Origin of the sequence: Nocardioides ganghwensis (assembly GCF_014779655.1) — a bacterium.
GTDB classification, from domain to species: Bacteria; Actinomycetota; Actinomycetes; order Propionibacteriales; family Nocardioidaceae; genus Nocardioides; species Nocardioides ganghwensis.
In genome coordinates this window covers 31,931-56,082 of sequence record NZ_JACXYX010000006.1, presented here as the reverse complement: position 1 = coordinate 56,082, position 24,152 = coordinate 31,931, and the positions used below count along the sequence as shown (strand labels likewise).

General features: G+C 72.0%; 23 protein-coding genes. 13 read left to right on the top strand and 10 right to left on the bottom strand.

The window, feature by feature from the left end:
• Window positions 1–34: 34 nt before the first annotated feature.
• Window positions 35–3,421, top strand: a complete 3,387-nt coding sequence (locus tag IEZ24_RS08725) for a pyruvate carboxylase (protein ID WP_129455409.1) — start codon at window positions 35–37, stop codon at window positions 3,419–3,421.
• Window positions 3,422–3,430: 9 nt separating this feature from the next.
• Here the strand turns inward: IEZ24_RS08725 and IEZ24_RS08720 are convergent, their stop codons facing one another.
• The gene (locus tag IEZ24_RS08720; RefSeq protein ID WP_129455408.1) at window positions 3,431–4,432 is read right to left on the bottom strand and encodes an amidohydrolase family protein; all 1,002 of its coding nucleotides are present in this window, start codon (window positions 4,430–4,432) and stop codon (window positions 3,431–3,433) included.
• Window positions 4,429–4,836, bottom strand: a complete 408-nt coding sequence (locus IEZ24_RS08715) for a metal-sulfur cluster assembly factor (RefSeq protein WP_129455407.1) — start codon at window positions 4,834–4,836, stop codon at window positions 4,429–4,431. The genes IEZ24_RS08720 and IEZ24_RS08715 overlap by 4 nt, the downstream gene beginning before the upstream one ends.
• 163 nt (window positions 4,837–4,999) lie before the next feature.
• On the opposite strand from IEZ24_RS08715, the gene IEZ24_RS08710 reads away from it, so the two are divergent.
• Window positions 5,000–5,770, top strand: a complete 771-nt coding sequence (locus IEZ24_RS08710; RefSeq protein WP_129455406.1) for an IclR family transcriptional regulator — start codon at window positions 5,000–5,002, stop codon at window positions 5,768–5,770.
• Between the two features lie 15 nt (window positions 5,771–5,785).
• Here the strand turns inward: IEZ24_RS08710 and IEZ24_RS08705 are convergent, their stop codons facing one another.
• From IEZ24_RS08705 to IEZ24_RS08695, 3 genes are read right to left on the bottom strand one after another with little or no spacing between them, the layout of a single operon-like run.
• Window positions 5,786–6,985: an MFS transporter gene (locus IEZ24_RS08705; RefSeq protein WP_129455405.1), complete on the bottom strand. Its 1,200-nt coding sequence runs from the start codon at window positions 6,983–6,985 to the stop codon at window positions 5,786–5,788.
• Window positions 6,986–7,015: 30 nt separating this feature from the next.
• On the bottom strand, window positions 7,016–7,957 hold the full coding sequence (locus IEZ24_RS08700) for an SGNH/GDSL hydrolase family protein (RefSeq protein ID WP_165356090.1): 942 nt from the start codon (window positions 7,955–7,957) through the stop codon (window positions 7,016–7,018).
• Window positions 7,954–9,180, bottom strand: coding sequence for a SpoIID/LytB domain-containing protein (locus IEZ24_RS08695; RefSeq protein ID WP_165356089.1), 1,227 nt, complete (start codon window positions 9,178–9,180; stop codon window positions 7,954–7,956). Before IEZ24_RS08695 ends, IEZ24_RS08700 begins: the two co-directional genes overlap by 4 nt.
• Window positions 9,181–9,279: 99 nt before the next feature.
• Between IEZ24_RS08695 and IEZ24_RS08690 the strand changes: the two genes are divergently transcribed.
• The 3 genes from IEZ24_RS08690 to IEZ24_RS08680 are packed head-to-tail and all read left to right on the top strand — an operon-like array spanning window position 9,280 to window position 11,657.
• Window positions 9,280–10,074 carry a hypothetical protein gene (locus tag IEZ24_RS08690; protein ID WP_129455402.1) on the top strand — a complete coding sequence of 265 codons (795 nt, stop codon included), beginning with the start codon at window positions 9,280–9,282 and terminating at the stop codon, window positions 10,072–10,074.
• A gap of 35 nt (window positions 10,075–10,109) precedes the next feature.
• Window positions 10,110–10,766, top strand: coding sequence for a hypothetical protein (locus IEZ24_RS08685; RefSeq protein WP_129455401.1), 657 nt, complete (start codon window positions 10,110–10,112; stop codon window positions 10,764–10,766).
• Window positions 10,767–10,799: 33 nt separating this feature from the next.
• Window positions 10,800–11,657: a DNA-formamidopyrimidine glycosylase family protein gene (locus IEZ24_RS08680; protein WP_129455400.1), complete on the top strand. Its 858-nt coding sequence runs from the start codon at window positions 10,800–10,802 to the stop codon at window positions 11,655–11,657.
• On the opposite strand, the gene IEZ24_RS08675 is transcribed toward IEZ24_RS08680, so the two are convergent.
• Both IEZ24_RS08675 and lpdA read right to left on the bottom strand, forming a co-directional pair.
• The gene (locus tag IEZ24_RS08675) at window positions 11,645–13,036 is read right to left on the bottom strand and encodes an NAD(P)H-quinone dehydrogenase (protein ID WP_129455399.1); all 1,392 of its coding nucleotides are present in this window, start codon (window positions 13,034–13,036) and stop codon (window positions 11,645–11,647) included. The genes IEZ24_RS08680 and IEZ24_RS08675 overlap by 13 nt on opposite strands.
• The gene (gene lpdA / locus IEZ24_RS08670; RefSeq protein ID WP_129455398.1) at window positions 13,036–14,436 is read right to left on the bottom strand and encodes a dihydrolipoyl dehydrogenase; all 1,401 of its coding nucleotides are present in this window, start codon (window positions 14,434–14,436) and stop codon (window positions 13,036–13,038) included. The genes IEZ24_RS08675 and lpdA overlap by 1 nt, the downstream gene beginning before the upstream one ends.
• Before the next feature lie 67 nt (window positions 14,437–14,503).
• Between lpdA and IEZ24_RS08665 the strand changes: the two genes are divergently transcribed.
• Genes IEZ24_RS08665 through IEZ24_RS08650 form a run of 5 tightly spaced genes read left to right on the top strand, consistent with a single transcriptional unit; the run spans window position 14,504 to window position 18,094 of the window.
• Complete coding sequence (locus IEZ24_RS08665; protein ID WP_129455397.1) at window positions 14,504–14,956, top strand: gamma-glutamylcyclotransferase; 453 nt, start codon at window positions 14,504–14,506, stop codon at window positions 14,954–14,956.
• A 33-nt stretch (window positions 14,957–14,989) separates the two neighbouring features.
• A complete protein-coding gene (locus IEZ24_RS08660) occupies window positions 14,990–15,802 on the top strand; it encodes a purine-nucleoside phosphorylase (RefSeq protein ID WP_129455396.1) in 813 nt (270 codons plus the stop codon).
• A gap of 10 nt (window positions 15,803–15,812) precedes the next feature.
• Window positions 15,813–16,610, top strand: coding sequence for an NAD-dependent epimerase/dehydratase family protein (locus IEZ24_RS08655; RefSeq protein WP_129455395.1), 798 nt, complete (start codon window positions 15,813–15,815; stop codon window positions 16,608–16,610).
• Window positions 16,611–16,669: 59 nt separating this feature from the next.
• Window positions 16,670–17,044, top strand: coding sequence for a MerR family transcriptional regulator (locus IEZ24_RS21660; protein ID WP_207206829.1), 375 nt, complete (start codon window positions 16,670–16,672; stop codon window positions 17,042–17,044).
• Window positions 17,045–17,086: 42 nt separating this feature from the next.
• On the top strand, window positions 17,087–18,094 hold the full coding sequence (locus IEZ24_RS08650) for an aldo/keto reductase (RefSeq protein ID WP_207206828.1): 1,008 nt from the start codon (window positions 17,087–17,089) through the stop codon (window positions 18,092–18,094).
• A gap of 35 nt (window positions 18,095–18,129) precedes the next feature.
• Here IEZ24_RS08650 and IEZ24_RS08645 read toward each other — a convergent pair whose 3' ends face one another.
• Window positions 18,130–19,449 (bottom strand): DUF2252 domain-containing protein, encoded by a 1,320-nt coding sequence (locus IEZ24_RS08645; RefSeq protein WP_129455394.1) that lies wholly within the window; start codon window positions 19,447–19,449, stop codon window positions 18,130–18,132.
• Window positions 19,450–19,488: 39 nt separating this feature from the next.
• Here IEZ24_RS08645 and tpx point away from each other — a divergent pair, with 39 nt between their 5' ends.
• On the top strand, window positions 19,489–19,986 hold the full coding sequence (gene tpx / locus IEZ24_RS08640; RefSeq protein ID WP_129455393.1) for a thiol peroxidase: 498 nt from the start codon (window positions 19,489–19,491) through the stop codon (window positions 19,984–19,986).
• Between the two features lie 55 nt (window positions 19,987–20,041).
• Here the strand turns inward: tpx and IEZ24_RS08635 are convergent, their stop codons facing one another.
• Entirely contained in the window at window positions 20,042–20,686 is a 645-nt protein-coding gene (locus IEZ24_RS08635) for an MOSC domain-containing protein (protein WP_129455392.1), read from the bottom strand.
• Window positions 20,687–21,212: 526 nt separating this feature from the next.
• Complete coding sequence (locus IEZ24_RS08630; protein ID WP_129455391.1) at window positions 21,213–21,584, bottom strand: VOC family protein; 372 nt, start codon at window positions 21,582–21,584, stop codon at window positions 21,213–21,215.
• A 183-nt stretch (window positions 21,585–21,767) separates the two neighbouring features.
• Between IEZ24_RS08630 and IEZ24_RS08625 the strand changes: the two genes are divergently transcribed.
• Both IEZ24_RS08625 and glpK read left to right on the top strand, forming a co-directional pair.
• Entirely contained in the window at window positions 21,768–22,475 is a 708-nt protein-coding gene (locus IEZ24_RS08625; protein WP_242498497.1) for an MIP/aquaporin family protein, read from the top strand.
• A 68-nt stretch (window positions 22,476–22,543) separates the two neighbouring features.
• On the top strand, window positions 22,544–24,064 hold the full coding sequence (gene glpK / locus IEZ24_RS08620) for a glycerol kinase GlpK (protein WP_129455389.1): 1,521 nt from the start codon (window positions 22,544–22,546) through the stop codon (window positions 24,062–24,064).
• The last annotated feature ends 88 nt before the right edge of the window (window positions 24,065–24,152 follow it).

Below are 24,152 nucleotides of genomic sequence, written 5' to 3'. Positions count from 1 at the left end.
CGGGTCACACCCGTCACTCGATAGCGTTCCACCCATGTTCTCCAAGGTGCTCGTCGCCAACCGTGGCGAGATCGCAGTCCGGGCCTTCCGTGCAGCACGCGAGATCGGCGCGCGCACGGTGGCCGTCTTCCCCCACGAGGACCGCGGGTCCGAGCACCGGATGAAGGCCGAGGAGGCCTACCAGATCGGCGAGGAGGGGCACCCCGTACGTGCCTACCTCGACCCCGACGCCATCGTCGAGGTCGCCGTGAGGTGCGGTGCCGACGCGATCTATCCCGGCTACGGCTTCCTGTCGGAGAACCCGGCCCTCGCCGAGGCGTGCGCGGCGAACGGCATCACCTTCATCGGGCCCAGCGCCGAGGTGCTGACGCTCACCGGCAACAAGGCGAGGGCGATCGCCGCCGCCAAGGCCGCCGGCGTGCCGGTGCTGGAGTCCGTGCCCCCGTCGACGGACGTCGAGGAGCTGCTCGCGGCCGCCGAGACCATCGAGGCCCCGCTCTTCGTCAAGGCCGTCGCCGGTGGCGGCGGTCGCGGCATGCGCCGCGTCGACGACCGCGCCGACCTGCGCGACGCGATCGAGACCTGCATGCGCGAGGCCGACGGCGCCTTCGGCGACCCGACCGTCTTCATCGAGCAGGCCGTGGTCGACCCCCGCCACATCGAGGTGCAGATCCTGTCGGACGGCACCGGCGCCGATGGTGGCGTCATCCACCTCTACGAGCGCGACTGCTCGGTGCAGCGGCGTCACCAGAAGGTCGTCGAGATCGCCCCCGCGCCCAACCTCGACCCCGAGCTGCGCGACCGCATGTGCGCCGACGCGGTCCGGTTCGCCCGCGAGATCGGCTACAAGAACGCCGGCACCGTGGAGTTCCTGCTCGACCCCACCGGCAAGTACGTCTTCATCGAGATGAACCCGCGCATCCAGGTCGAGCACACGGTGACCGAGGAGGTCACCGCCGTCGACCTCGTGCAGTCGCAGATGCTCATCGCCGCCGGCGCCACGCTCGCCGACCTCGACCTCACCCAGGACTCGGTGCAGCCGCGCGGCTTCGCCCTCCAGTGCCGCATCACCACCGAGGACCCGGCCAACGGCTTCCGTCCCGACACCGGCAAGATCACGACCTACCGCTCCCCCGGCGGCCCCGGCGTACGCCTCGACGGCGGCACCACCTACAGCGGCGCCGAGATCAGCCCGCACTTCGACTCGATGCTCGCCAAGCTCACCTGTCGCGGCCGCACCTTCGAGGCCGCGGTGCAGAAGGCCCGCCGCGCGCTGCTCGAGTTCCGCATCCGCGGCGTCTCCACCAACGTCGGCTTCCTCCAGGCCGTGCTCGCCGACCCCGACTTCGCCGCCGGCGGCGTCACCACGTCCTTCATCGAGGACCACCCCTCGCTCCTCAAGGCCCAGCTCGGCCGCGACCGCGCCACCAAGCTCCTCGCCTACCTCGCCGACGTCACCGTCAACCAGCCGCACGGCCGCGCGCCGGTCTCGGTGTCCCCGGTGAGCAAGCTCCCCGAGCTCGACCGCAGCCACCCGGTCCCCGACGGGACGAGGCAGCTGCTGCGCGAGGTCGGGCCCGAGGAGTTCGCCCGCCGCCTGCGCGCGCAGGACCGCGTCGCCGTCACGGACACCACCTTCCGCGACGCCCACCAGTCGCTGCTCGCCACCCGTGTCCGCACCCGCGACCTGCTCGCCGTCGCCGAGCACGTCGCCCGCACCACCCCCGAGCTGTGGTCGGTCGAGTGCTGGGGCGGGGCGACGTACGACGTGGCGCTCCGTTTCCTCGCCGAGGACCCGTGGGAGCGGCTGGCCGCCCTGCGCGAGGCCATCCCCAACATCGGCCTGCAGATGCTGCTCCGCGGCCGCAACACCGTCGGCTACACGCCCTACCCGACCGAGGTCACCGACGCCTTCGTGCAGGAGGCAGCGGACACCGGCATCGACGTGTTCCGCATCTTCGACGCCCTCAACGACGTCTCCCAGATGCGCCCGGCCATCGACGCCGTCCGTGCGACCGGGACGTCGGTCGCCGAGGTCGCGCTGTGCTACACCGGCGACCTGTCGTCCCCCGCCGAGCGCATCTACACCCTCGACTACTACCTCCGCCTCGCCGAGCAGATCGTCGACGCCGGCGCGCACGTGCTCGCGATCAAGGACATGGCCGGCCTGCTGCGCGCCCCTGCGGCGCGCACCCTGGTCACCGCGCTGCGCGAGCGCTTCGACCTGCCCGTGCACCTCCACACCCACGACACCCCCGGTGGCCAGCTCGCCACCCTCCTCGCGGCGATCGACGCCGGCGTCGACGCGGTCGACGCCGCCTGCGCCGCGATGGCCGGGACCACGTCCCAGCCGGCGCTGTCGGCCCTGGTCTCCGCGACCGACCACTCCGAGCGCGAGACGGGCCTGTGGCTGCCGGCCGTCAACGCGATGGAGCCCTACTGGGAGGCCGTGCGCCGCGTGTACGCGCCGTTCGAGTCAGGCCTGCCCGCCCCGACGGGCCGCGTCTACCGCCACGAGATCCCCGGCGGCCAGCTGTCCAACCTGCGCCAGCAGGCGATCGGCCTGGGCCTCGGCGAGAGGTTCGAGGAGGTCGAGGACATGTACGCCGCGGCCAACGACATCCTCGGCAACGTGGTCAAGGTGACCCCGTCGTCCAAGGTCGTCGGCGACCTCGCCCTCGCGCTCGTCGCGGCCGGCGCCGACCCCGCGGCCTTCGAGGAGGACCCGGCGTCCTACGACGTCCCCGACTCCGTCATCGGCTTCCTCAACGGCGAGCTCGGCGACCCGCCCGGCGGCTGGCCCGAGCCGTTCCGCACCAAGGCGCTCGCCGGCCGGACCTGGAAGCAGCCCACCGAGAGCCTCACCGACGAGCAGCGGGCCAGCCTCGCCTCCGACCGGCGCGCGACGCTCAACGAGCTGCTCTTCCCGGGACCCACCGCGACCTTCCTCGAGTCCCGCGAGGCCTACGGCGACCTCGGGGCGGTCTCCACGATCGACTACCTCTACGGCCTGCGCCGCGGCGAGGAGCACCGCGTGCAGGTCCGCGAGGGCCGCGAGATGCTGTTCGCCCTCGAGGCGGTCAGCGAGCCCGACGAGCGCGGGTTCCGCAACGTGATGGCGACCGTCGACGGCCAGATGCGGCCCGTCCAGATCCGCGACCGCAGCATCTCCGCCGACGTGGCCTCGACCGAGAAGGCCGACCCGGCCAACAGCGGTCACGTCGCCGCGCCCTACGACGGCGCCGTGACCGTGACCGTCGCCGAGGGCGACGCGGTGGAGGCCGGTCAGACCGTGGCGACCATCGAGGCGATGAAGATGGAGGCCTCCATCACCGCGCCGGTCGCGGGCACGGTCACCCGGCTCGCCGTCCCCTCGACGCAGGCGGTCGAGGGCGGCGACCTGGTGCTGGTGATCGGCTGACTCGCCCCGTCAGCTGCCGGTGAGGCGCGCCCGGGTCTCGGCGACGTCCATGCCGTGCAGCCGCAGCAGGTTCTCCCCGAGGATCTTCCTCTTGGCCTGCTCGGTCAGCTGCGGGTAGCCGTAGCCGTCGCAGAGGTCCTGGGGGAGCTCGAAGTTCCAGAACGCCTCCAGCGCCCACTGCGGCTGCCAGATCGGTGCCTCGCTGCCGTAGACGATCTTGTCCTCGCCGCACCAGAACAGCAGCTTGCCGAGGAGCTCGGCGAAGAGCCGCGGGGCCCGCACCACGAAGTTGATCGACGCGGCCAGCGAGGCGTGGAGGTTGGGGTAGCGGATCAGCTGCCAGCAGGTCTCGTCGATGAACGGCAGTCCGACGTGGTAGATCACGAAGTTGATGTCGGGGAAGTTGCCGGCCGCGCCGTCCATGTCCCAGGTCTGGGTGTGCTCGATCATCTGCGGCCCGAGCGGCACCCCCTTGTGCACGCCGACCAGGTTGACCCCGAGCTCCTGCATCCGCTCGAAGACCGGGAAGGCCACCTTCGGGTCGTCCATCCGCCACGGCACCTGGCCGCCGTCCTCGTAGCGCACGTTGTAGAACTTGAACGCGCGGGCGCCGTACTCCTCGACCTGACGGGTCACGTCGTCGAGCGCCCTCTTGCCCTCGAGCGGGTTGACGGTGCCCCACAGGACGGTGCGATCAGGGTCGAGCTGCGCCAGCCTGGCGCACTCCTGCCACGGCGAGAGCCCGTCGCGGTAGAGGTCGGTGAGCGGCAACGGCATCGCGACCAGCATGTCGGTCTGCGACTTCTCGTAGACCATCTCGCGGATGTCCTCCACGCTCCACTTCCTCAGGAACTCCTCCGCGCTCATCAGCGGCTCGCCCTCGGGAGTCAGCACCGTGTGGAAGGCGTAGAGGTGGTTGGAGAACATCTGGCCGGCCGGCCCGTAGGCGTTGTCGGGCTCGAAGTTGAAGGGGTGCGCGACCCCGTCGAACACCAGTGCGTCACCGATCATGAGAGCTCCTCCGTCGTCGTGGGTGATGGCCGGGCAGCGGCGACGTACGCCGCGGGGTCGCGCACCTCCGACGGATCCGGGAGGAACCGCAGCGTGGTGCGCGCGCTGTCCGAGAGGCGTGCCGGTGTCCACACCTCGTCCCAGACCAGCTCGACCCGAGCGGTGTCCACGCCGGGGATCGACAGGACGGCGGTCTCGACGTCGGTCAGGACGCTGGCGGCGAAGGGGCACCAGCCGGAGGTCAGCACCAGCTCCACGCGAGCGTGCCCGTCGTGGATCTCGGCGCGGTGCAGCAGGCCCATGTCGACCACCGAGATGCCCTTGTCGCGGCAGCACGGGTCGTAGACGTCGGCGAGGACGTCGCGGACCGACTCCTCGACCCGCTCCGTGTGCTGCACGGTCATGGGTGCCCTCCTCGCTCGGTGTGGCGTGGACGCCGTCCGTGCGCCAGTTTCACCCCGCGGCCGGGCACCCGGACACCCCCGGCCTTTTCACATGACGAAACGCTGGACGCCGTGACGCCGGTGGCTACGATGGTCCTTCGACAGCCGGAGCGAGGAGTCCGCGATGGAGTCAGAGGCTGGCCCGCAACCGGCTGACTTCGTGCAGAGCGTCGGGCGCGCCATGCTCATCCTGGAGGTGGTCGGTCGGTGCCCCGGGTTGCCGGTCAAGGCGATCGCGCGCCGCTGCTCCCTCAACCTCTCGACGACCTACCACCTCGTCCGGACCCTCGCCTACGAGGGCTACCTCGTGCGGCTGCCGGACGGCACCTACGTGATCGGGGACGCGGTGGCCCGGCGCTTCCACGACCTGGCGGCCTCCCTCGAGCGACCCCCCGACGCTGCGCTCGTCCTGCACCAGCTCACCGAGCGCATCGGACTCAGCGCCTACCTCGGGCTGCTCCGGGACGAGCGGGTGACCGTCGTCGAGGTCGCGGAGAGGCCCGGCTCCCCCCACCTCGAGGACTTCGAGGTGGGGTTGGACGTCTCGGCGCACGCGACCGCGCTGGGCAAGGCGCTCCTGGCCGCACTGCCGCCGCGGACCAGGCGCGACCTGCTGCTCGGGCACGGCCTCCGTCCCTACACCGCCAACACGCAGACCGATCTGGACCGGCTGGAGGAGGAGCTGCGCTCCGTGCGCCCCGGCGCTCCCGTGGTCGAGCACGGCGAGTTCCGCGACGGGGTCGCCTGCGTCGCCGCCCTGGTGCCACGCACCGGTGCCGATGGACCGGCCTGGGCCGTGGTGGTCGCGATGCGCGACGAGGACGTCCCCTCGCACATCTGCACGGAGGTCGTCCTGGCCGCCATGGACCTCGGCCACGGCGCCGACGCATCCTGACCGGCCGGGTGCCGCTCAGCAGTCCGGGTCGGCGTGGTGACGCGGCCGTCGACGGTGCCGCAGGGCGACGAGCGCGAGCGCGAGCGCGGCGATCGCGGCGCCTCCGAGGGCCGCCGCGAAGCTGTGGGAGTAGCCGTACGACTCCTCGTGCAGTGCGGCTCCCAGCGCAGGCCCCGCCAGCCCCGCCACGCCCCAGGACGAGAAGACCCGGCCGAACGCCGTGCCGAACCGGGCGTCCCCGACGATCTCCCGGGTGATCGCCGGGAGGAGCGCGGACGTGAGGCCGTACTGCACGCCGAGCAGCGACAGGCCCGCGATCACCGCGACGGCGCCTGGGAGCCAGGCCAACGCCACGAGCGACAGCGTCACGGCGGCGAGGTCGGCGGCGAGCGCCCGGCGCAGACCGATCCTGAGGACCAACGATGCGGCGCAGAGCCGACCCGCGAGGTTGGCGGCCGCCATCAGCGCGACCGCGACGCCGGCACCTCGGGGGGAGACGCCCCGCTCGGTGGCCACGTCGGCGGCGTTGGCGAAGGCGAGCAGGCCCGGCGCGAAGGCCCCGAGCGAGAACCACCACAGGGCCATCAGTGCGAGCGCGTCGTCGGGCGGCCCCGCCGCCACGCGGGTGGTGCCCGCCGGGGACGGTCCGGGTGGGCCGGGCAGGCCGCGGCTCGCCAGGACGATGACGACCCCGACCAGGGCGGCGGCGAGGACCAACGTCGTCCGCCATCCCCAGCGCTCGACCCCCAGACTGCCGAGCGGCGCGGTCACCACCGGCCCCGCGGCGTACGCCGCCACGACGACGCCCACCTCCCACAGCCCGCCCGCGCGTGTGGTCGCCCAGGAGACCGCGCTGAGATAGGTGAGGCCGCTGCCGAGGCCGAAGAGGACCCCGACGCCGAGGTGGAGTGCCAGCAGGTCCCCTGACGCCGCCGCCACGGCGAGTCCCCCACCGGAGAGCAGACCTCCCGCCGACACGGCACGGCGCGGACCGTGCCGATCGACTGCGGAGCCCCCGCACAGGACCGCGACCGCGAACGCGACCATGCTGATGGAGAAGACGGATCCGAGCTCGACGGCGGGTCGGTCGAGATCTGCGCTGAGGGCCGGGACCAGGACGCTCCAGGCGAACAGGGTCCCCGCCGCCGCGTTGGCCGCCACCGCGGAGAGCAACGGGAGCCGATCGGGGCGAAGGACCCCCTGGAGGAGCGACACGCCGGGCCTCCCGTCAGTGAGGTGCTGCGCTCAGCTCGCGTTGAGGACGACCGCGTCCGGGTCGGGCTCGGCGTACTCGGTGACCTCGGCCGGCTCCTCGCCCGTCACCTCGCGGAACACCTCGACGGCCACGGCGCGCATGCCGTTGACCTTGGGGTGGAACGGGGCCGCCACGCCCACGCGGAGCCGGGGGCCGTTGACCCACGCGCGCCCCTTGGCGCACACGTCGTGGCCCTCGGACACGGCGGCCATGTCGACGTACGCCGCTCCCGCCGCCTGCGCCCCTCGGCGCAGCGAGGCGTTGAGCAGCCCGGCGACCTCCGCGACCGGTCCGAGCACCTCGGCGGGTACGCCGACGGCGCGGCAGGTGCCCTCGGTGGGCAGGATGTCGGGATAGCCGACGACGAGGACCTCGGCGTCGGGCGCGACCGCGAGGATGCGGCGCACCGCCTGCCGGATCCGGCCGGCCACCTTGCCGGCGTCGGCGCGCAGCTGCGCGACCGGGCACGCCGCCGCGGTGCCCTGCTGGCACTGGATCAGCGAGTCGTAGATGCCGAAGTCGTTGCCGCCCATGCCGAGCGTGACCAGGTCGGTCTCGGCGGTGACCGCGTCGAGCTGGGGGCGGGTGGTGTTGCCGTCGAACATCACCATCGGCTGGTAGAGGTCGCTCGTCGTGGCCGCCGAGCAGGTCACGTCGGTGTAGGTCGCGACGTCGAGCCAGTCGGCGACGAAGGCCGGGTAGTTGTCCTTGGAGCGGGCGCAGCCCTGCGGGTCGGCGCGCATCGTGCCGATGAACGGTCCGGCGGAGAACGAGTCCCCCAGCGCGACGTAGTCCACCGACGAGGTCGCGCCGGTCGCCACGACGGGGTCGGGCAGGTCGACCGTGCCGTCGGCCGCCCGGCCGGACTCGCACGCGGACGCGGCGAGCGCGAGGGCAGCGACGGCGGCGGCGACGCGGAGCCTGCGGGTCACTGGCGGGCCGGACCCGTCTGCCGCGGGGTCACGCCGAAGGTGAACCAGTCCGAGTAGAGGCCGAAGGAGGACCGCACGGTGTCGCCGTCGACGGCGACCCGACCACCGGTGAAGACGAACGCCATGTCGGTGACCCGACCGCCCCACTCGCCGTTGCCGTCGCGCGCGACGACCTCGATGCCGGTCAGGTCGCCCATCCCGGGCCACTGCTTCTCGACCTGGGTGTCGTCGATCGTGGTGGTCCACGTCGAGTACGTCGGGTTCGCGAGGCCGTCGTAGGGGTCGGCCTGCGCCACGAGGTAGGGCATCGAGCCGGCCGACGACCAGCCGCCGTTGCTGGCGGAGAACTGGGTGAAGGCCGGACGGCCCTCGTAGTAGAGGCCCTGCTTGGCGGTGGCCTTGATCGCTTCGGTCGCCGCCGGGTGCTCGACGTCGACGCCGCCGTAGACCTGGCACTGCGAGGTGTCGCAGAGGTCGTAGCGCTCACCCTTGCGCGCCTGCCGCTCGAACGCGGCATACGTCCGCGCGGCCACCGACTGCGCGCTCACCGCGTCCGGCTCCCACAGCGCGGGCACCTCCTGGGGCACGACCCCGCGCAGGTAGGCCTCCATGCTGAGCTTGTTGACCGTCTGGCGCTTGCCCGGGCGGGTCGCGATCGACTGCAGGGTGCCGCGGTAGTCGCGGCGCGCGCCGCGCAGGACGAGCGTGAGCACGCGGTCGGCCGAGGAGAACTCGGCCTCGCCGGGGACCTTCTTCCAGGTCTTCCAGCGGCCACGCTTGGTGAACTGCACCACCGTGTCGTCGCGAGCGGCGACCAGGCGCCACTTCTTCGCCGCCAGGCCCGGGAGTCGCCAGGTGCGCTGGCGGGCGAGGCTGGTGACCTTGAGCCCGCGCTCGGCGGCGACCTGGACGTCGCGACCGGTGTCGGCGGTGATGAGCACCCGGACCTTGCCGCCGATCGTGCCCCACGTCGTGCCGGGGTAGTAGAACTCGTCGATCTGCTGCCAGGTCAGCCCCTGCTCGGCCGCACCGAGGGCGCCGTACTGGGACAGCCCGTGGCCGTGCCCGAACCCGTGCCCGGTGATCGTGATGGCCGTGGCGCCGGGCGTGCTCCAGGTCTCGACAGCGCGGCGCGGCTCGGCCGCCGCGGCGGCGGCCCCGGGCAGGACGGGCAGCAGCAACGCGCCCGCGGCGAGCGCGAGCAGGGTGCGAGAACGGCGCATGTCGGCTTCTCCCCCGCGAGTCGGCAACAGAACCTCCGAGCGTACAGGTGGTCCACAGCGCCCGGGTCCGGACCTCCGTATCAGTGGCACCATGGACGGATGCTGGGCAAGCGTCGCAAGCAACGGCACGACGAGGAGCTCGCGGAGCTCGACGCCTTCCGCCACGTGCGCCGCGCGGCCGACGAGGACGTCACCCGGTTCGGTGAGGAGCTCACCTCCCTGCACCTCGAGACCCTCACCACCGAGCTGGACGAGGACATGCGCGGGGACTACCAACGCGCGCTCGACGCCTACGAGGACGCCAAGGCGGCGCTGTCGCGCGCCACCACCGCCGCCGACGTCACGGGCGTGACCCGCACCCTGGCCGACGGCCGGTTCTCCCACGCCTGCGTGCTCGCCGCCCAGGCGGGCGACGAGCGTCCCGCCCGACGACCGCCCTGCTTCTTCGACCCGGCGCACGGGCCAGCGAGCCGGGACGTCGAGTGGGCGCCGCCGGGCGGGGTGCCCCGCGAGGTGCCGGTGTGCTTCCGCGACGCGGAGCGCCTCGCCGCGGGCGCCCAGCCGGAGACCCGGCTGGTCCGCCTGGGCGACCGGCGGGTGGCGTGGTACGCCTCCGGGCCGCTGTACGCCGCGTGGGCCGGCGGCTGGTACGCCGAGCTGGTCGAGGACGGCCGCATCGAGGCCGAACGGCTCACCATGGCGTACGCCGGGACGCCGCCGGGCACGGCGGGCGCCCAGCTGCCCCTCGCCGTGGCGTGGAGCGACCCCGGGGCGTGGGACGGCGGCGGCATGATCGGCGGCCACGACTTCACGGGCTACGGCGGCGACGGCTGGGGCGGCGCCGGCGACGGCGGCGCTGCAGGCGACGGGGGCGGCGGGGGCGGCGGCGACTGACCCCGCGCGACCCACGGCCGTGGCAGACTCCGCCCATGTTCGGGGGACGACGACGCAGGCGCGAGGCCGAGCTCGCCGAGAAGGACCGCTGGCGCGTGGCACGGCGGCTGATGGACGAGGACGTGACCGTCCTCGGCGAGCAGCTCGCGGACCTGCACGTCGACACGCTCGGCGACGAGCTCGACCACGAGGCACGCGACCACTACAGGCGGGCGCTCGAGCACTACGACCAGGCGACGCACCTCCTGGCCGCGAGCACCACCGCCGAGGACGTCGTCGCAGTGGAGCAGGTCGTCGCCGACGCCCGCTACCACCGCGCCGCGGTCATCGCCGTGCGTGACGGCGAGCCGGTGCCGGAGCGCCGCGAACCGTGCTTCTTCGACCCGCGCCACGGTCCGTCGATGCAGGACGTCGAGTGGACCCCGCCCGGCGGCACCGCCCGGGTGATCGCCGTCTGCGCAGCCGACGCCCGTCGCCTCTCCGCCGGCGAGGAGCCGCTCGTGCGGCTCGTCCGCGTCGGGGACCGCTGGGTGCCGTGGCACCTCACCAGCGGCATCGGCGGCGCCGTCGACGCCGGGGTGCAGCTCGCGAGGGGCTCCTCCCACGGGGTGCACGGCCAGCAGAACCTGGCCGCGGCCTACCTCAAGCAGACGACCGACGGCGGCAGCGGGATCCACGGTCCCTTCGGCTGACCCGGTGTCCCACCCGCCTGTGACACTGACGGGGTGCCCGAGGGAGACAGCGTCTGGAAGCTCGCCCGCCGGCTGGACCGCCAGCTCGTGGGACACACGGTCGTGCGCTCCGACTTCCGTACGCCGGCACTCGCCACCCGCGACCTCTCGGGCCGGCAGGTGCTCGGCCACGACACCCACGGCAAGCACCTGCTGACGCGGCTCTCCGGCGCGGGCGGCTCGCCCGCGGCCACGCTCCACAGCCACCTCCGCATGGACGGGTCGTGGTCGACCCTCGCGCCGGGCAAGCGGCTGCCCGGCAAGGTGGTCCCGCACGTGCGCCTGGTGCTGGGGCTCGACGACGGCCGCACGGTGCACGGCATCCGCCTGCACGACCTCGCCCTGGTGCCCACCGACCGCGAGCACGACCTCGTCAGCCACCTCGGACCCGACCCGCTGCGCGAGGACTGGGACGCCGACGAGGCGGTCCGCCGCCTGCTCGCGTCGCCGACGACCCCGCTGGTCAGCGCCCTGCTCGACCAGCGCGCGATGGCCGGCCTGGGCAACCTCTGGGCCAACGAGCTCGCCTTCCTCACCGGGGTCAGCCCGTGGACCCCGATCGGGGAGGTCGACGTGACGCGGCTGGTCGAGCGCGCGGCGACGATGCTGCGGCACTCGGCGACGGTCCCGGGCGCCTACCAGGTGACCACCGGGTCACCGGTCAAGGGCGACGACCACTGGGTGACCGGTCGCCAGCGGCAGGGCTGCCGGCGCTGCCGCGGACCGGTCAGCGTGCAGGCCGAGGTCCCGGGCGACTCCGCCAACCGGCGCACGTGGTGGTGCCCCGCGTGCCAGCCCGGGCCGGGTCCGGAGACCAGGGGTCGGGACCGGGCGCGGACTCAGACGTGGTGAAGGCGCCGCGCGGCCTCGGCGATCGACCCGCTCATCGACGGATAGACGGTGAACGCGTGCGCGAGCTGGTCGGCGGTCAACGACTCCGCGACCGCGATCGACACCGGGTGGATCAGCTCGGAGGCACGCGGTCCGACGACCACTCCCCCGACGACGATGCCGGTGCCCGGACGGCAGAACAGCTTCACGAAGCCGTCGCGCACGCCCTGCATCTTGGCGCGCGCGTTGCCGGCCAGCGGCAGCGTCACGACCTCGGCGGTGATCTCGCCGGCGTCGACCGCGTTCTGCGACCAGCCGACGGTGGCGATCTCCGGCGAGGTGAAGACGTTGGAGGAGACCTTCTTGAGGTCGAGCGGTGCGACCGCGTCGCCGAGGAAGTGCCACATCGCGATGCGGCCCTGCATCGCGGCCACCGAGGCCAGCATCAGCACGCCCGTGCAGTCGCCCGCGGCATAGATCCCGCGCGCCGAGGTGCGCGAGACCCGGTCGACGGTGATGAAGCCGCCGTCGTCGACCGCGACACCGGCCTCCTCGAGCCCGAGGTCGGCGGTGTTGGGGATCGAGCCGAGCGCGAGGATGCAGTGGCTGCCCGACACCGTACGGCCGTCGGTGAGGGTCACCGTCACCTCGTCGCCCTCGCGGGTCACCGACTGCATCCGTGACTGGCCGAGCACGTTCATCCCGCGGCGGGTCAGCACGTCCTCCAGCACCGCGGAGGCGTCGGCGTCCTCGCCGGGCAGCACCCGGTCGCGGCTGCTCACGAGGGTGACGTCGATGCCCAGCGAGAGGTAGGCGCTGGCGAACTCGGCGCCGGTGACGCCCGAGCCGACCACGATGAGCTTCTCCGGCACCTCGGTCAGGTCGTAGACCTGCTCCCAGGTGAGGATCCGCTCGCCGTCGGGCTGGGCGCTGGGGAGCGTACGGGGTGCGGCTCCGGTCGCGACGATGATCGCGTCGGCCTCGAGCGTCTCCTCACCGTCGGCGGTGGTCGCGACGACGGTGAGGTCCGGCCCGAGGCGGCCGCGGCCCGTGACGACGCGTACGCCGTCGCGGTCGAGGCGCGCCGCGATGTCAGCCGACTGGTCCGCCGCGAGCTGCTTGACGCGGGCGTTGACCCGGGCCAGGTCGACGCTGATCGCCGTCGCCGCGTCGCCCTGGAGGTCGTGGAAGTTGACCCCGAGCTCCTGCGCGGTCGACATCTCGGTCATGAGCTCCGAGGTGGCGATGAGCGTCTTGCTCGGCACGCAGTCGGTGAGGACCGCCGAGCCGCCCACGCCGTCGGTGTCGACGACGGTGACCTCGGCGCCGAGCTGGGCCGCCACGTGGGCCGCCTCGTAGCCGCCCGGGCCGCCGCCGATGATGACGATGCGATCGGTCATCAGAAGTTGATCATGTGGCCGGCGATGCCGTGGACGGCCTCCTTGACGGCCTCGCCGAGGGTCGGGTGGGCGAAGACGTTGCGGGCGACCTCGTCGGCGGTGAGGTCCCACTGCTGGGCCATCGTCAGCACCGGCAGCAGCTCGGTCACGTTGGGGCCGATCATGTGCGCGCCGATGATCTCGTTGTGCCCCGCGTCGGCGACGACCTTGACGAACCCGACCGGCTCGCCGAGGCCCATCGCCTTGCCGTTGGCGGTGAAGGGGAAGGACGCCGTCTTGACGTCGTAACCCTTCTCCTTGGCCTGCGCCTCGCTGTAGCCGAACGACGCGACCTGCGGGTTGCAGTAGGTCGCGCGGGGCACGAAGTCGAAGGCGACCGGCATGGTCTCGGCACCGTTGATGGTCTCGGCGGCCACGATGCCCATCGCCTCGGCGACGTGGGCGAGCATCATCTTGCCGGTGCAGTCGCCGATGGCGTAGACGTTGTCGACGTTGGTGCGGCCGAAGTCGTCGATCTCGATGGCGCCGCGCTCGGAGACCTTGACGCCGGTGTTCTCCAGGCCGTAGCCCTCGACCCGGGGAGCGAAGCCGAAGGCGGCGAGGAACTTGCCGGCCTCGAGCACCTGCTCGTCGCCGCCCGCGGCCGGTGCGACGGTGACCTTCACGCCCGAGCCGGTGTCCTCGACCTTCTTGACCGCGGTCGAGGTCAGCACCTTCACGCCGAGCTTCTTGTAGTGCTTGGCGAGCTCCTTGGAGATGTCGGCGTCCTCGGTCGGCACCATCCGGTCGAGGAACTCCACGATCGTGACGTCCACGCCGAAGTTGGCCATCACGTAGGCGAACTCGACTCCGATCGCGCCGGAGCCGCCGATGATGATCGACTCGGGGAGCTGGTCGGTGAGGATCTGCTCCTCGTAGGTGACGACGTTCTCGCTGAGCTCGACCCCGGGGACCAGCCGCACCGTCGCGCCGGCGGCGATGATCAGGTTGTCGAAGGTGTAGGACGCCTTGTCGCCGTCCTTCTCCACGTCGATCCCGGTCGCGCTGGTGAGCGTGCCCCAGCCGTCGATCTCGGTGATCTTGTTCTTCTTCATCAGGAAGTGGACGCCCTTGACGATGCCGGCGCTCACGTCGCGGCTGCGCTTGTGGGTCGGACCGAAGGCCATCGTGGCGTCGCCCTCGATGCCGAACTTGGCCTTCTCGTGCTGGAGCGTGTGGGCCAGCTCGGCGTTCTTGAGCAGCGCCTTGGAGGGGATGCACCCGACGTTGAGGCAGACACCTCCCCAGTACTTCTCCTCCACCACGGCCACCTTCTGGCCGAGCTGGGCTGCGCGGATCGCGGCGACGTAGCCACCGGGGCCGGCGCCGAGGACGAGGGTGTCGAAGTGCGTGTCGGTCACGCCCCCACCCTAGTTGTCGACGCCGCCGTGCGAACACCCGAGGTCGAGGCTCGATACCCTGTGGTCCGTGACCCTGTACGCCGCCTACGGGACGAACCTCGATCCCGCCCGCATGGGCGAGCGCTGCCCCCACTCGATCCTCCACTCCACCGGCTGGCTGACGGGGTGGCGACTGACCTTCGGGGGCGAGGAGCACGGCTGGGACGGAGCGCTCTCGACGATCGTCCAGGACCCGTTCGAGCAGGTCTTCGTGGCCGTCTACGACGTCACCTCCGAGGACGAGCGCGCGCTCGACGGCTGGGAGGCCGCCGACACCGGCCTCTACCGCAAGACCAAGGTGCGGGTGCAGACGATGACCGGCGAGCTCGTCGTGTGGGCCTACGTGCTCGACGCGTACGAGGGCGGCCTGCCGTCGGCGTCCTACCTCGGCGTGCTGGCCGACTCCGCCGAGGCGGCCGGCGCACCCGAGGACTACGTGGCGGCGCTGCGCCGCCGCGCGTGCCGGTCCACCGGCCTCTGAACCTCGTCGGCGGGTCGGTCTAGAGTTCGCCGCGTGACCCACGCAGCCCCTGCCCCCACGCCGTACGAGAGCGCCGCCGAGGCCGCCGCCAGGCTCGCCGAGCTGACCGGCGTCGAGCGCCACGACATCGCCCTCGTCCTGGGCTCAGGCTGGCTGCCGGCCGTGGACGCGCTCGGCGAGGCCACCGCCGAGATCGACACCACCGACCTGCCCGGCTTCAGCGCCGCCGCGGTCGCCGGGCACAGCGGCAGGATCCGCTCCATCAGGAGCGGTGACAAGAACCTCCTCGTCTTCCTCTCGCGCACCCACTACTACGAGGGGAAGGGCGTCGCCGCCGTCGTCCACCCGATCCGTACGGCGGCCGCCGCCGGCTGCTCGGCGATCGTGCTGACCAACGGCTGCGGCGGCCTCAAGGAGGGCTGGCAGCCCGGTCAGCCGGTGCTGATCTCCGACCACATCAACCTGACCGGCACCAGCCCGATCGTCGGGGCCAACTTCGTCGACCTCACCGACCTCTACAGCCCGCGCCTGCGCGCGATGTGCAAGGAGGTCGACGAGACCCTCGACGAGGGCGTGTACGTCCAGTTCCCCGGCCCCCACTACGAGACCCCCGCCGAGGTCCGGATGGCCGGCATCCTGGGCGGCCACCTCGTGGGCATGAGCACCACGCTCGAGGCCATCGCCGCCCGCGAGGCCGGCATGGAGATCCTCGGCATCAGCCTGGTCACCAACCTCGCCGCGGGCCTGAGCGGCGAGCCGCTCAACCACGAGGAGGTCCTCGAGGCCGGCAAGGCCGCGGCCAGCCGGATGGGCGGCCTGCTCAGCCAGGTCGTCGCGAAGATCTGAGGACCCGACGATGCGCGTCCTGGTCACGGGTGCCGCCGGCAGCCTCGGCCGGGTGGTCACCGCCGGCCTGGAGGGCCTGGGCCACGACGTGGTCGGGCTCGACCTCGTCCCGCCTCCCGACGGCACGACGTTCGCCTGGCACGAGGTCGACTGCGCGGACGCGGACGCCATCGAGGCGGTCTTCGCCGCGGAGCGGCTCGACGCCGTCGTCCACCTGGCCGGCATGCCCGAGGAGCGGTCTCTCCCCGAGGAGCTCACCTCGCACGTGCTCACCACCGCGGCGCTGCTCGACGCGATGGTGGCCCACGACGTGCCGCGCCTCGTCTACGCCTCCTCCAACCACGCGGTCGGCCGCACGCCTCGCGCCGACGGCGAGCTCACCGAGGCCGCCCTGCCCCGGCCCGACACCTACTACGGCGTGGCCAAGGTCGCGGCCGAGGCGCTGATGCGCCTGTTCGCCGACCGGCACGGCATCGACGCCGTGGCCTGCCGGATCGGCTCGTTCCTGGATGAGCCGACCAGCCTCCGCGCGCTCTCCACGTGGCTGTCCCACGGCGACGGCGTCCGGATGGTCGAGGCGGCCCTCACCGCGCCGGCTCCGGGCTTCGCGGTGCTCCACGGCATCAGCGCCAACACCCGCGCCTGGTGGGACCTCGAGCCCGGGCGCCGCCTGGGCTACGAGCCGCAGGACGACGCGGAGGCGTACGCCGGGCGCATCGAGCCCCGCCCCGACGACGAGGCGGAGGCCGAGTTCGTCGGTGGCCCGTTCGCGACCGCGCAGTTCCACCGGCCCGCGCTCGGCGACTGACCCACGGCTCGCTCGACGTCCCTTGACTTGGAGTGCACTCCAAGTCCGACACTGGACCGGTGACCAGCCTGAGCATCGCCGAGGCCGCCGCCCGGACCGGGCTCACCGCCCACACGCTGCGCTACTACGAGCGTGACGGGCTGCTCCTCCACGCGGTCGACCGCGCGCCGTCGGGCCACCGTCGCTACACCGCCGACGACCTGCGCTGGATCGAGATGGTGACCCGGCTGCGGTCCACCGGCATGCCCATCCGTGACGTACGCCGCTACGCCGAGCTGGTCCGCGACGGCGACGGCAACGAGTCCGCGCGCCTGGCCCTCCTCCTCGCCCACCGCGAGGTCGTCGAGCGCCAGCTGGCCGAGGTGACCTCCCACCTGCGCGCGATCGACTACAAGATCGCGCTCTACGAGAACAAGCTCGACGAGTCGGCGTGAGGCCTTGACTTCGAGCGCGCTCCAAGGAGTGTGGTGGTGGGCATGACCAACGAGACCAGCCAGCAGCGCACGCTCGGCACCACCTCCCCGCTCACCGTCTCCGCCCTCGGCCTCGGCTGCATGGGGATGTCGGAGTTCTACGGCACCCCTGACGAGCAGGGCGGCACCGACACCATCCACCGCGCCCTCGATCTCGGCGTGACCTTCCTCGACACGGCGGACATGTACGGCCCGTTCACCAACGAGCAGCTCGTCGGCAAGGCCGTCGCCGGGCGTCGCGACGAGGTCCAGCTCGCCACCAAGTTCGGCAACGAGCGGCTCCCCGACGGGACGATGGTCGGCATCAACGGCCGTCCCGACTACGTCCGCTCCGCCTGCGACGCCTCGCTCAAGCGGCTCGGCGTCGACCACATCGACCTCTACTACCAGCACCGCGTCGACAAGGCGGTGCCGATCGAGGAGACCGTGGGCGCGATGGCCGAGCTCGTCGAGGCCGGCAAGGTGCGCCACCTCGGTCTCTCCGAGGCCTCCGCCGCCACGATCCGCCGGGCCCACGGCGTGCACCCGATCACCGCCCTCCAGACGGAGTACTCGCTGTTCACCCGCGACCTCGAGGACCAGATCCTGCCGACCATCCGCGAGCTCGGCATCGGCCTGGTGCCCTACTCCCCGCTCGGCCGCGGGCTGCTCACCGGCGCGATCAGCGCCGACGGCGGCGCGGACGGCGCGGCCGACCGCCGTCGCTCGGCGTACTTCCCGCGCTTCCAGGGCGAGGCGCTGGACGCCAACCTCGCGCTGGTCGACCGGGTGCGGGAGGTCGCGGCCGCCAAGGGTTGCACCCCGGGTCAGCTCGCGCTCGCCTGGGTGCTCGCCCAGGGCGAGGACGTCGTCCCCATCCCCGGCACCAAGCGCGTGCGCTACCTCGAGGAGAACGTCGGCGCCCTCGCCGTGGAGCTCACGGCCGAGGACCTGCAGGCCCTCGAGCAGGCGGTGCCGCGCGGCGCCGTGGCCGGAGACCGGTACGGCGACATGTCGCACATCGACGCCTGAGGCGACGACGCGCCGCGGGGGCCGGAGGGCCCAGGTCACGTCGCGGCGATGCCGACCCGGCCCTCGCGGAACGCGTCGACGAACAGCGCGTGGTCGTCGCGGACCCGTACGGCGTAGTCGATGCCCCAGTCGCACAGCCACGTCACGAAGTCGTTGCGCCGGCCCTCCAGCGATGCGGCGATGGCCTCCTCGACCTGGAAGTCGACGAGGTCCTGGTGGCTGTCCTCGTCGGAGGCGCAGTGGATCTTGGCGGTGGCGCGGCCGAGGAGGTCGACCACCTTGCGCATGTCCTCCGGTTCGTTGATCTCGCTCCAGTCGAGGTCGACCTCGTAGGGCGAGACCTCCGAGACCACGTAGCCGACGCCGTCGATGCTCGTGTGACCGAGCAGCGGGTCGGTGTGCACCTGGAGGGCGCGCTGGCTGACCGCGGTGCGGTGCCCCTCGTGCTCGAAGTAGGCGTCGACCTCGGCGGTGTCGACGAACCGGCTGACTGCCGGGATGTTGGCCTGCTTCATGCTCAGCACCACGTCGTTGTCCAGGGCCTGGCTGTAGCCCTCGACGAGCACGTTGTACGCCGGGAGACCTGCGCTGCCGATGCCGAAGCCCGACTTGCCCACGACGTCGCGCAGCTCGTAGAAGAGCGCGCGGTCGAACCTCTTCGACTCGGGGATGGTCTCCAAGTAGCCGCGGAACGCGGTCACCACCTTCGAGCGCTCGGTGCGGGATAGCCGCCGGGTCGTCCCGTCCTCGATGAACTTCCTGGTGCCGCGCTGGATCGACGTGACGTCGTCGAGCAGGTCGGCGCGCCGCATGCTGCGGGCCGACTCCAGGGCGGTGAGGACCGGACCGTGCGCGGTGTCGAGCCGGATCTCGAACTCCTCGTCGTCGTCCGTGCCCGTGTAGTGGTTGACCTGGGCGAGGTAGGAGCGGCCGTAGCGGGCGATGAGCTTGCGGATCGCGTCCTCGGGGAGCGCCTTCTGCCAGCCGAGCAGCGCCAGGCTCGCGGCGAACCGCTGCAGGTCCCAGGTGAAGCGACCGACGTAGGCCTCGTCGAAGTCGTTGACGTCGAAGATCAGCCGGCCGTCGGAGTTGAGGTAGGTGCCGAAGTTCTCCACGTGCAGGTCGCCGTGGATCCAGATGCGATCGGCCCCCTGGTCCGCCCACTGGTCCTGCTCGCCGGTGACGTCGCAGTAGAAGAGACAGGCCGACCCGCGGTAGAACGCCAGCGGGTCACGCGCCATCTTGCGGTACTTCGCCCGGAAGGCCGCGGGGTCGGCCCGCATGAGGGGCGCGAACGCGTCCTGCAGCACGTCGATGATCACATCGGTCCGGGCGGCGGTTCGCGCAGTGGCCATGTGGGCACTCTAGGACCGCCGCCCAGTAGGTTGGGGCCCATGGCAACCACACAACTGGGCCCCAACACCGTCAGCACCGTGGGCGAGCTCCCCGCGGTCGGCTCGCAGGCACCCGGCTTCGACCTGGTCGACCTCAAGTTCGGCACACTCACCGACGCCGACGTCGCCGGCAAGCGCGTGGTGCTCAACATCTTCCCGAGCATCGACACCGGCGTCTGCCAGGCGAGCGTGCGGAAGTTCAACGAGCTCGCCGCGGGCCTCGACAACACCGCTGTCGTCAACGTCTCGGTCGACCTGCCCCTCGCGCAGGCCCGCTTCTGCGGCGCCGAGGGCATCGACGACGTGCTCGTGGGCTCGGCGTTCCGCTCCTCCTTCGGCGAGGACTACGGCGTCACGATGGCCGACGGCGGCTGGCAGGGCATGCTCGCCCGTGCCGTCGTCGTCCTCGACACGGACCGCAAGGTCCTCCACACGCAGCTGACCGACGCGATCGGCACCGAGCCCGACTACGACGCCGCGGTGGCCGCACTCTCCTGACGTCCCCTCCGGACGTCCTCGTCCGGGGGCCGGGCGCGAGTGCGCCGCCGCGCGGTCAGCGCCGCGACGCGAGCCACTCGTGCTCGGCCTCGGGCAGCACGCCTGCGTCGAGGAAGACGTCCGCGAGGTCCCCGTCGCCCATGCAGGCGCGGAAGAACATCGGCACCGTCAGCCCGTGCCCGGGGCGGTGCACCACCTCGATCGGGTCGTCGGTCTCGATCACCCCGGCCTCGCGGACCGCGAGGTAGGCACCGGTGCGCCCGTGGTCGGCGAACCGCCGCACCCAGCGCGGCTCCCCCATGTGGGCGGCGAAGGTCGCGCACGGGACCCGCGGCCCGCACACCTCCAGCAGGGAGGTCCCCACCCGCCACTGCTCGCCGACCTCGGCGGCGTCGACGTCGAGGCCCGAGGTGGTGAGGTTCTCCCCGAACATGCCGTTGCCGAGCTCGCGCCCGAGCTCACGCTCCCACCGGTCGAGCTCCTCGCGCGCCACGGCGTACACCGCCTGCGTGTCGCCGCCGTGGTGCTTGCGGCTGTAGATCTCGTCACCCACCACGCCGCTGCCGAGACCCCCGCGCTTGGGACCGGGGTCGCGCACCGCGATCCGGTCGACCGGGTGCTTGCGGATGCCACTCGGGCGCTTGAGTCCCTCCACCCGGGCCAGGGAGCCCGCGTTGACGGACAGGACGGTCGCGATCACGCGGCAACGCTAGCCGGGCGGGAGGCGCGTACGCGCGTGGATATCGCGGCTCCCGGGCCCGCAGCTGACGATCGTGGAAGATCCGGGTCACCCGGTGACTCGCATCTTCCACGATCCTCTGATGGGGGCGTCGACCTCGTCCAGCTCTCACGTCATCACCCACGTCGTACTCGTGGGAGGGGACTCCGTCTACGTGCCCCTGGCGCAACGCTGCAGGAGGCTCGGCCGCAGCATCGTCGGCATCGGCCTGGCCCGGTCGACCAGCTTGGTACCGGTGCGTGCCGAGCCGCCGCCAACTCACGCGACCGTCAGGAAGACCTCGGCAAGGGCGTCTGCGAAGGAGGGGACATCCGCCTCGCCGACAAGCCCAAGAGTCAGATGAAGAGGATCGATCCAGCATTCGACGAGAAGACCTTGCGCTTCACGTCCTTCAAGAGCTTTGTCGAGTCGTGCTCTGCCGTCGTCACCCCCAAGGTGCGAGACGCACATCAGCTGGTGCGCCTGCGTGAGGCGACGGGCCGATCGCTCAGCTGTCGCCGGTGTGGCAGACCGCCTCGATGTTGTTGCCCTCGGTGTCGCGCACGAACGCGCCGTAGTAGCCGGGGTGGTACTCCGGCCACAGGCGCGGCTCGTGGAGCGACTCGGCTCCGGCAGCGAGGGCCTCCGCGTGCCAGGCGCGGACCGTCGCGGCGTCGGGGGCGGTGAAGGCCACGTGGACCTCCCTGTTGGGGCCGACGCCCTCGAAGGTGCTGATCCAGAAGTCGGGCCCCTCGGTGCCGTAGCCGATGGCGACACCGACGTCCAGGACGCGGCGATGACCCAGCACGCCGAGGACGCGGTCGTAGAACGCCGCGGCCCGCGACAGGTCGGTGCAGTTGATGCCCAGGTGATCGATCATGTCGCGATCGTGGCACGGCCCTCCGACATCAGGCCCGGCGCTCGTTCGCGGTGGGCCGAGCGTGACCGATCGCGCGTTCGACGATGTCGAACGCGGTCGGTGGAGATGTGGCCCACGTCACTCCCATCCTCGTCGCATCTCGTCGCGCTCCCTCGCGACGGCTCACCAGGAAGGGACAAGACCGTGTTCACCGACATCTTTCTTCCCGAGATACTCGGGACGGCCACGCTGCTGCTCCTCGGTTGCGGCGTCGTCGCCAACGCCGTGCTGCCGCGCACCAACGGCAACGGCGGCGGCTTCTTGATGATCAACTTCGGCTGGGGGATCGCCGTATTCGCCGGCGTCTTCGTGGCCTACAAGTCCGGGGCGCACCTCAACCCCGCCGTCACCCTGGGACTCGTCGCCTCCGGTGCCGAGCTGTCGGCCGGCGAGGTCGCCGTCTACATCGGCGGTCAGATGGTCGGCGCCTTCGTCGGGGCCGTCCTGGCCTGGGCGGCGTACAAGGAGCACTTCACCGACGCCGGCGCGGACGAGAAGCTCGCCGTGTTCAGCACCATGCCGGCGATCCGCAAGCCTGCGTGGAACCTCGTCACCGAGGTCGTCGGCACGTTCGTGCTGGTCTTCGTGATCATCTCGTTCGGCAACACCCCGAGTGAGCTCGGCCCGCTGGCCGTCGCGCTCCTCGTCGTCGGCATCGGCGCCAGCCTCGGCGGTCCGACCGGCTATGCCATCAACCCCGCCCGCGACCTCGGCCCGCGCATCGCCCACGCCGTGCTGCCCATCCCGGGCAAGGGCTCCAGCGGGTGGTGGTACGCCTGGGTGCCCGTCGCCGGGCCCGTCGTCGGAGGCGTCCTCGGCGGCCTGGTCGCCGGCGCCGTCGGATACGTCTGACCCACTCCCGCACGGTCGGGTCGCCCGACCCGCCCTGAAACAGCCCATCCCCACACGAGGAGCACTCCATGACCGACCCCACCTACATCCTGGCCATCGACCAGGGCACCACCTCGACCCGCGCCATGATCTTCGACCAGCACGCCGACGTGGTCGCGGTCGACCAGATCGAGCACCAGCAGATCTTCCCGCGTGCCGGCTGGGTCGAGCACGACGGCATCGAGATCTGGGACAACACCCGCAAGGTCATCGGCGGCGCGCTGTCGAAGGCCAACCTCAACAGCGGCAACATCGCCGCCGTCGGCATCACCAACCAGCGCGAGACCGCGATCGTGTGGGACCGCAGGACGGGCCAGCCCGTCTACAACGCGATCGTCTGGCAGGACACCCGCACCCAGAAGATCGTCGACGAGCTCGCCGCCAACGGCGGCGTGGAGCGCTACAAGAAGACCTGCGGACTGCCGCTCGCGACCTACTTCTCCGGTCCCAAGGTGCGGTGGATCCTCGACAACGTCGAAGGTGCCCGGGAGAAGGCCGAGGCCGGCGACCTGCTGTTCGGCAACACCGACACGTGGGTGCTCTGGAACCTGACCGGCGGCGCGGAGCACGACGGGGTGCACGTCACCGACGTGACCAACGCCAGCCGCACCATGCTCATGGACCTGTCGACCCTGGACTGGGACGAGTCGATCGCCGCCGACATGGGCATCCCGACGTCGATGCTGCCGGAGATCCGCTCCTCGTCGGAGGTCTACGGCGAGTGCCGTCCGGGCGTGCTGAAGGGCACACCGGTCTCCGGCATCCTCGGCGACCAGCAGGCCGCGACGTTCGGCCAGGCGTGCCTGGAGAAGGGCATGGCCAAGAACACCTACGGCACGGGCAACTTCATGCTCCTCAACACCGGCACCGAGCAGGTGCCCAGCGAGAACGGCCTGCTCACGACCGTCTGCTACAAGGTCGGCGACCAGGAGCCGGTCTACGCCCTCGAGGGCTCGATCGCGGTGACCGGATCCCTGGTCCAGTGGATCCGCGACAACCTCGGGCTCATCACCAGCGCTCCCGAGATCGAGCAGCTCGCCCTCACCGTGGAGGACAACGGCGGCGCCTACTTCGTGCCCGCCTTCTCCGGGCTGTTCGCGCCGCACTGGCGTCCCGACGCCCGAGGCGGCCTGGTCGGCCTGACCCGCTACGTCAACAAGGGCCACATCGCGCGGGCCGTGCTCGAGGCGACCGCCTTCCAGACACGTGAGGTGCTCGACGCGATGAACGCCGACTCCGGGGTCCCCCTCACCGAGCTCAAGGTCGACGGCGGCATGGTGGTCAACGAGACGCTCATGCAGTTCCAGGCCGACATCCTCGGCGTGGACGTGGTCCGGCCCAAGGTGGCGGAGACCACGGCCCTCGGAGCCGCGTACGCAGCCGGTCTCGCGATCGGTTACTGGGACAGCACCGCGGACATCACCGCCAACTGGGGCGAGGACAAGCGCTGGAAGCCGCAGATGGACGAGCGCGAGCGCGAGCGTCTCTACCGCAACTGGAGGAAGGCCGTCACCAAGACCCTCGACTGGGTCGACGACGACGTCGAGTGACGGATCGGCGCCGGGCGCGTCACGCGTCCGGCGCCGGAGCCCGTGGCAAGAAAGTTCGCGGCAGGTGAATCCGCAGGGCACCTGCCGC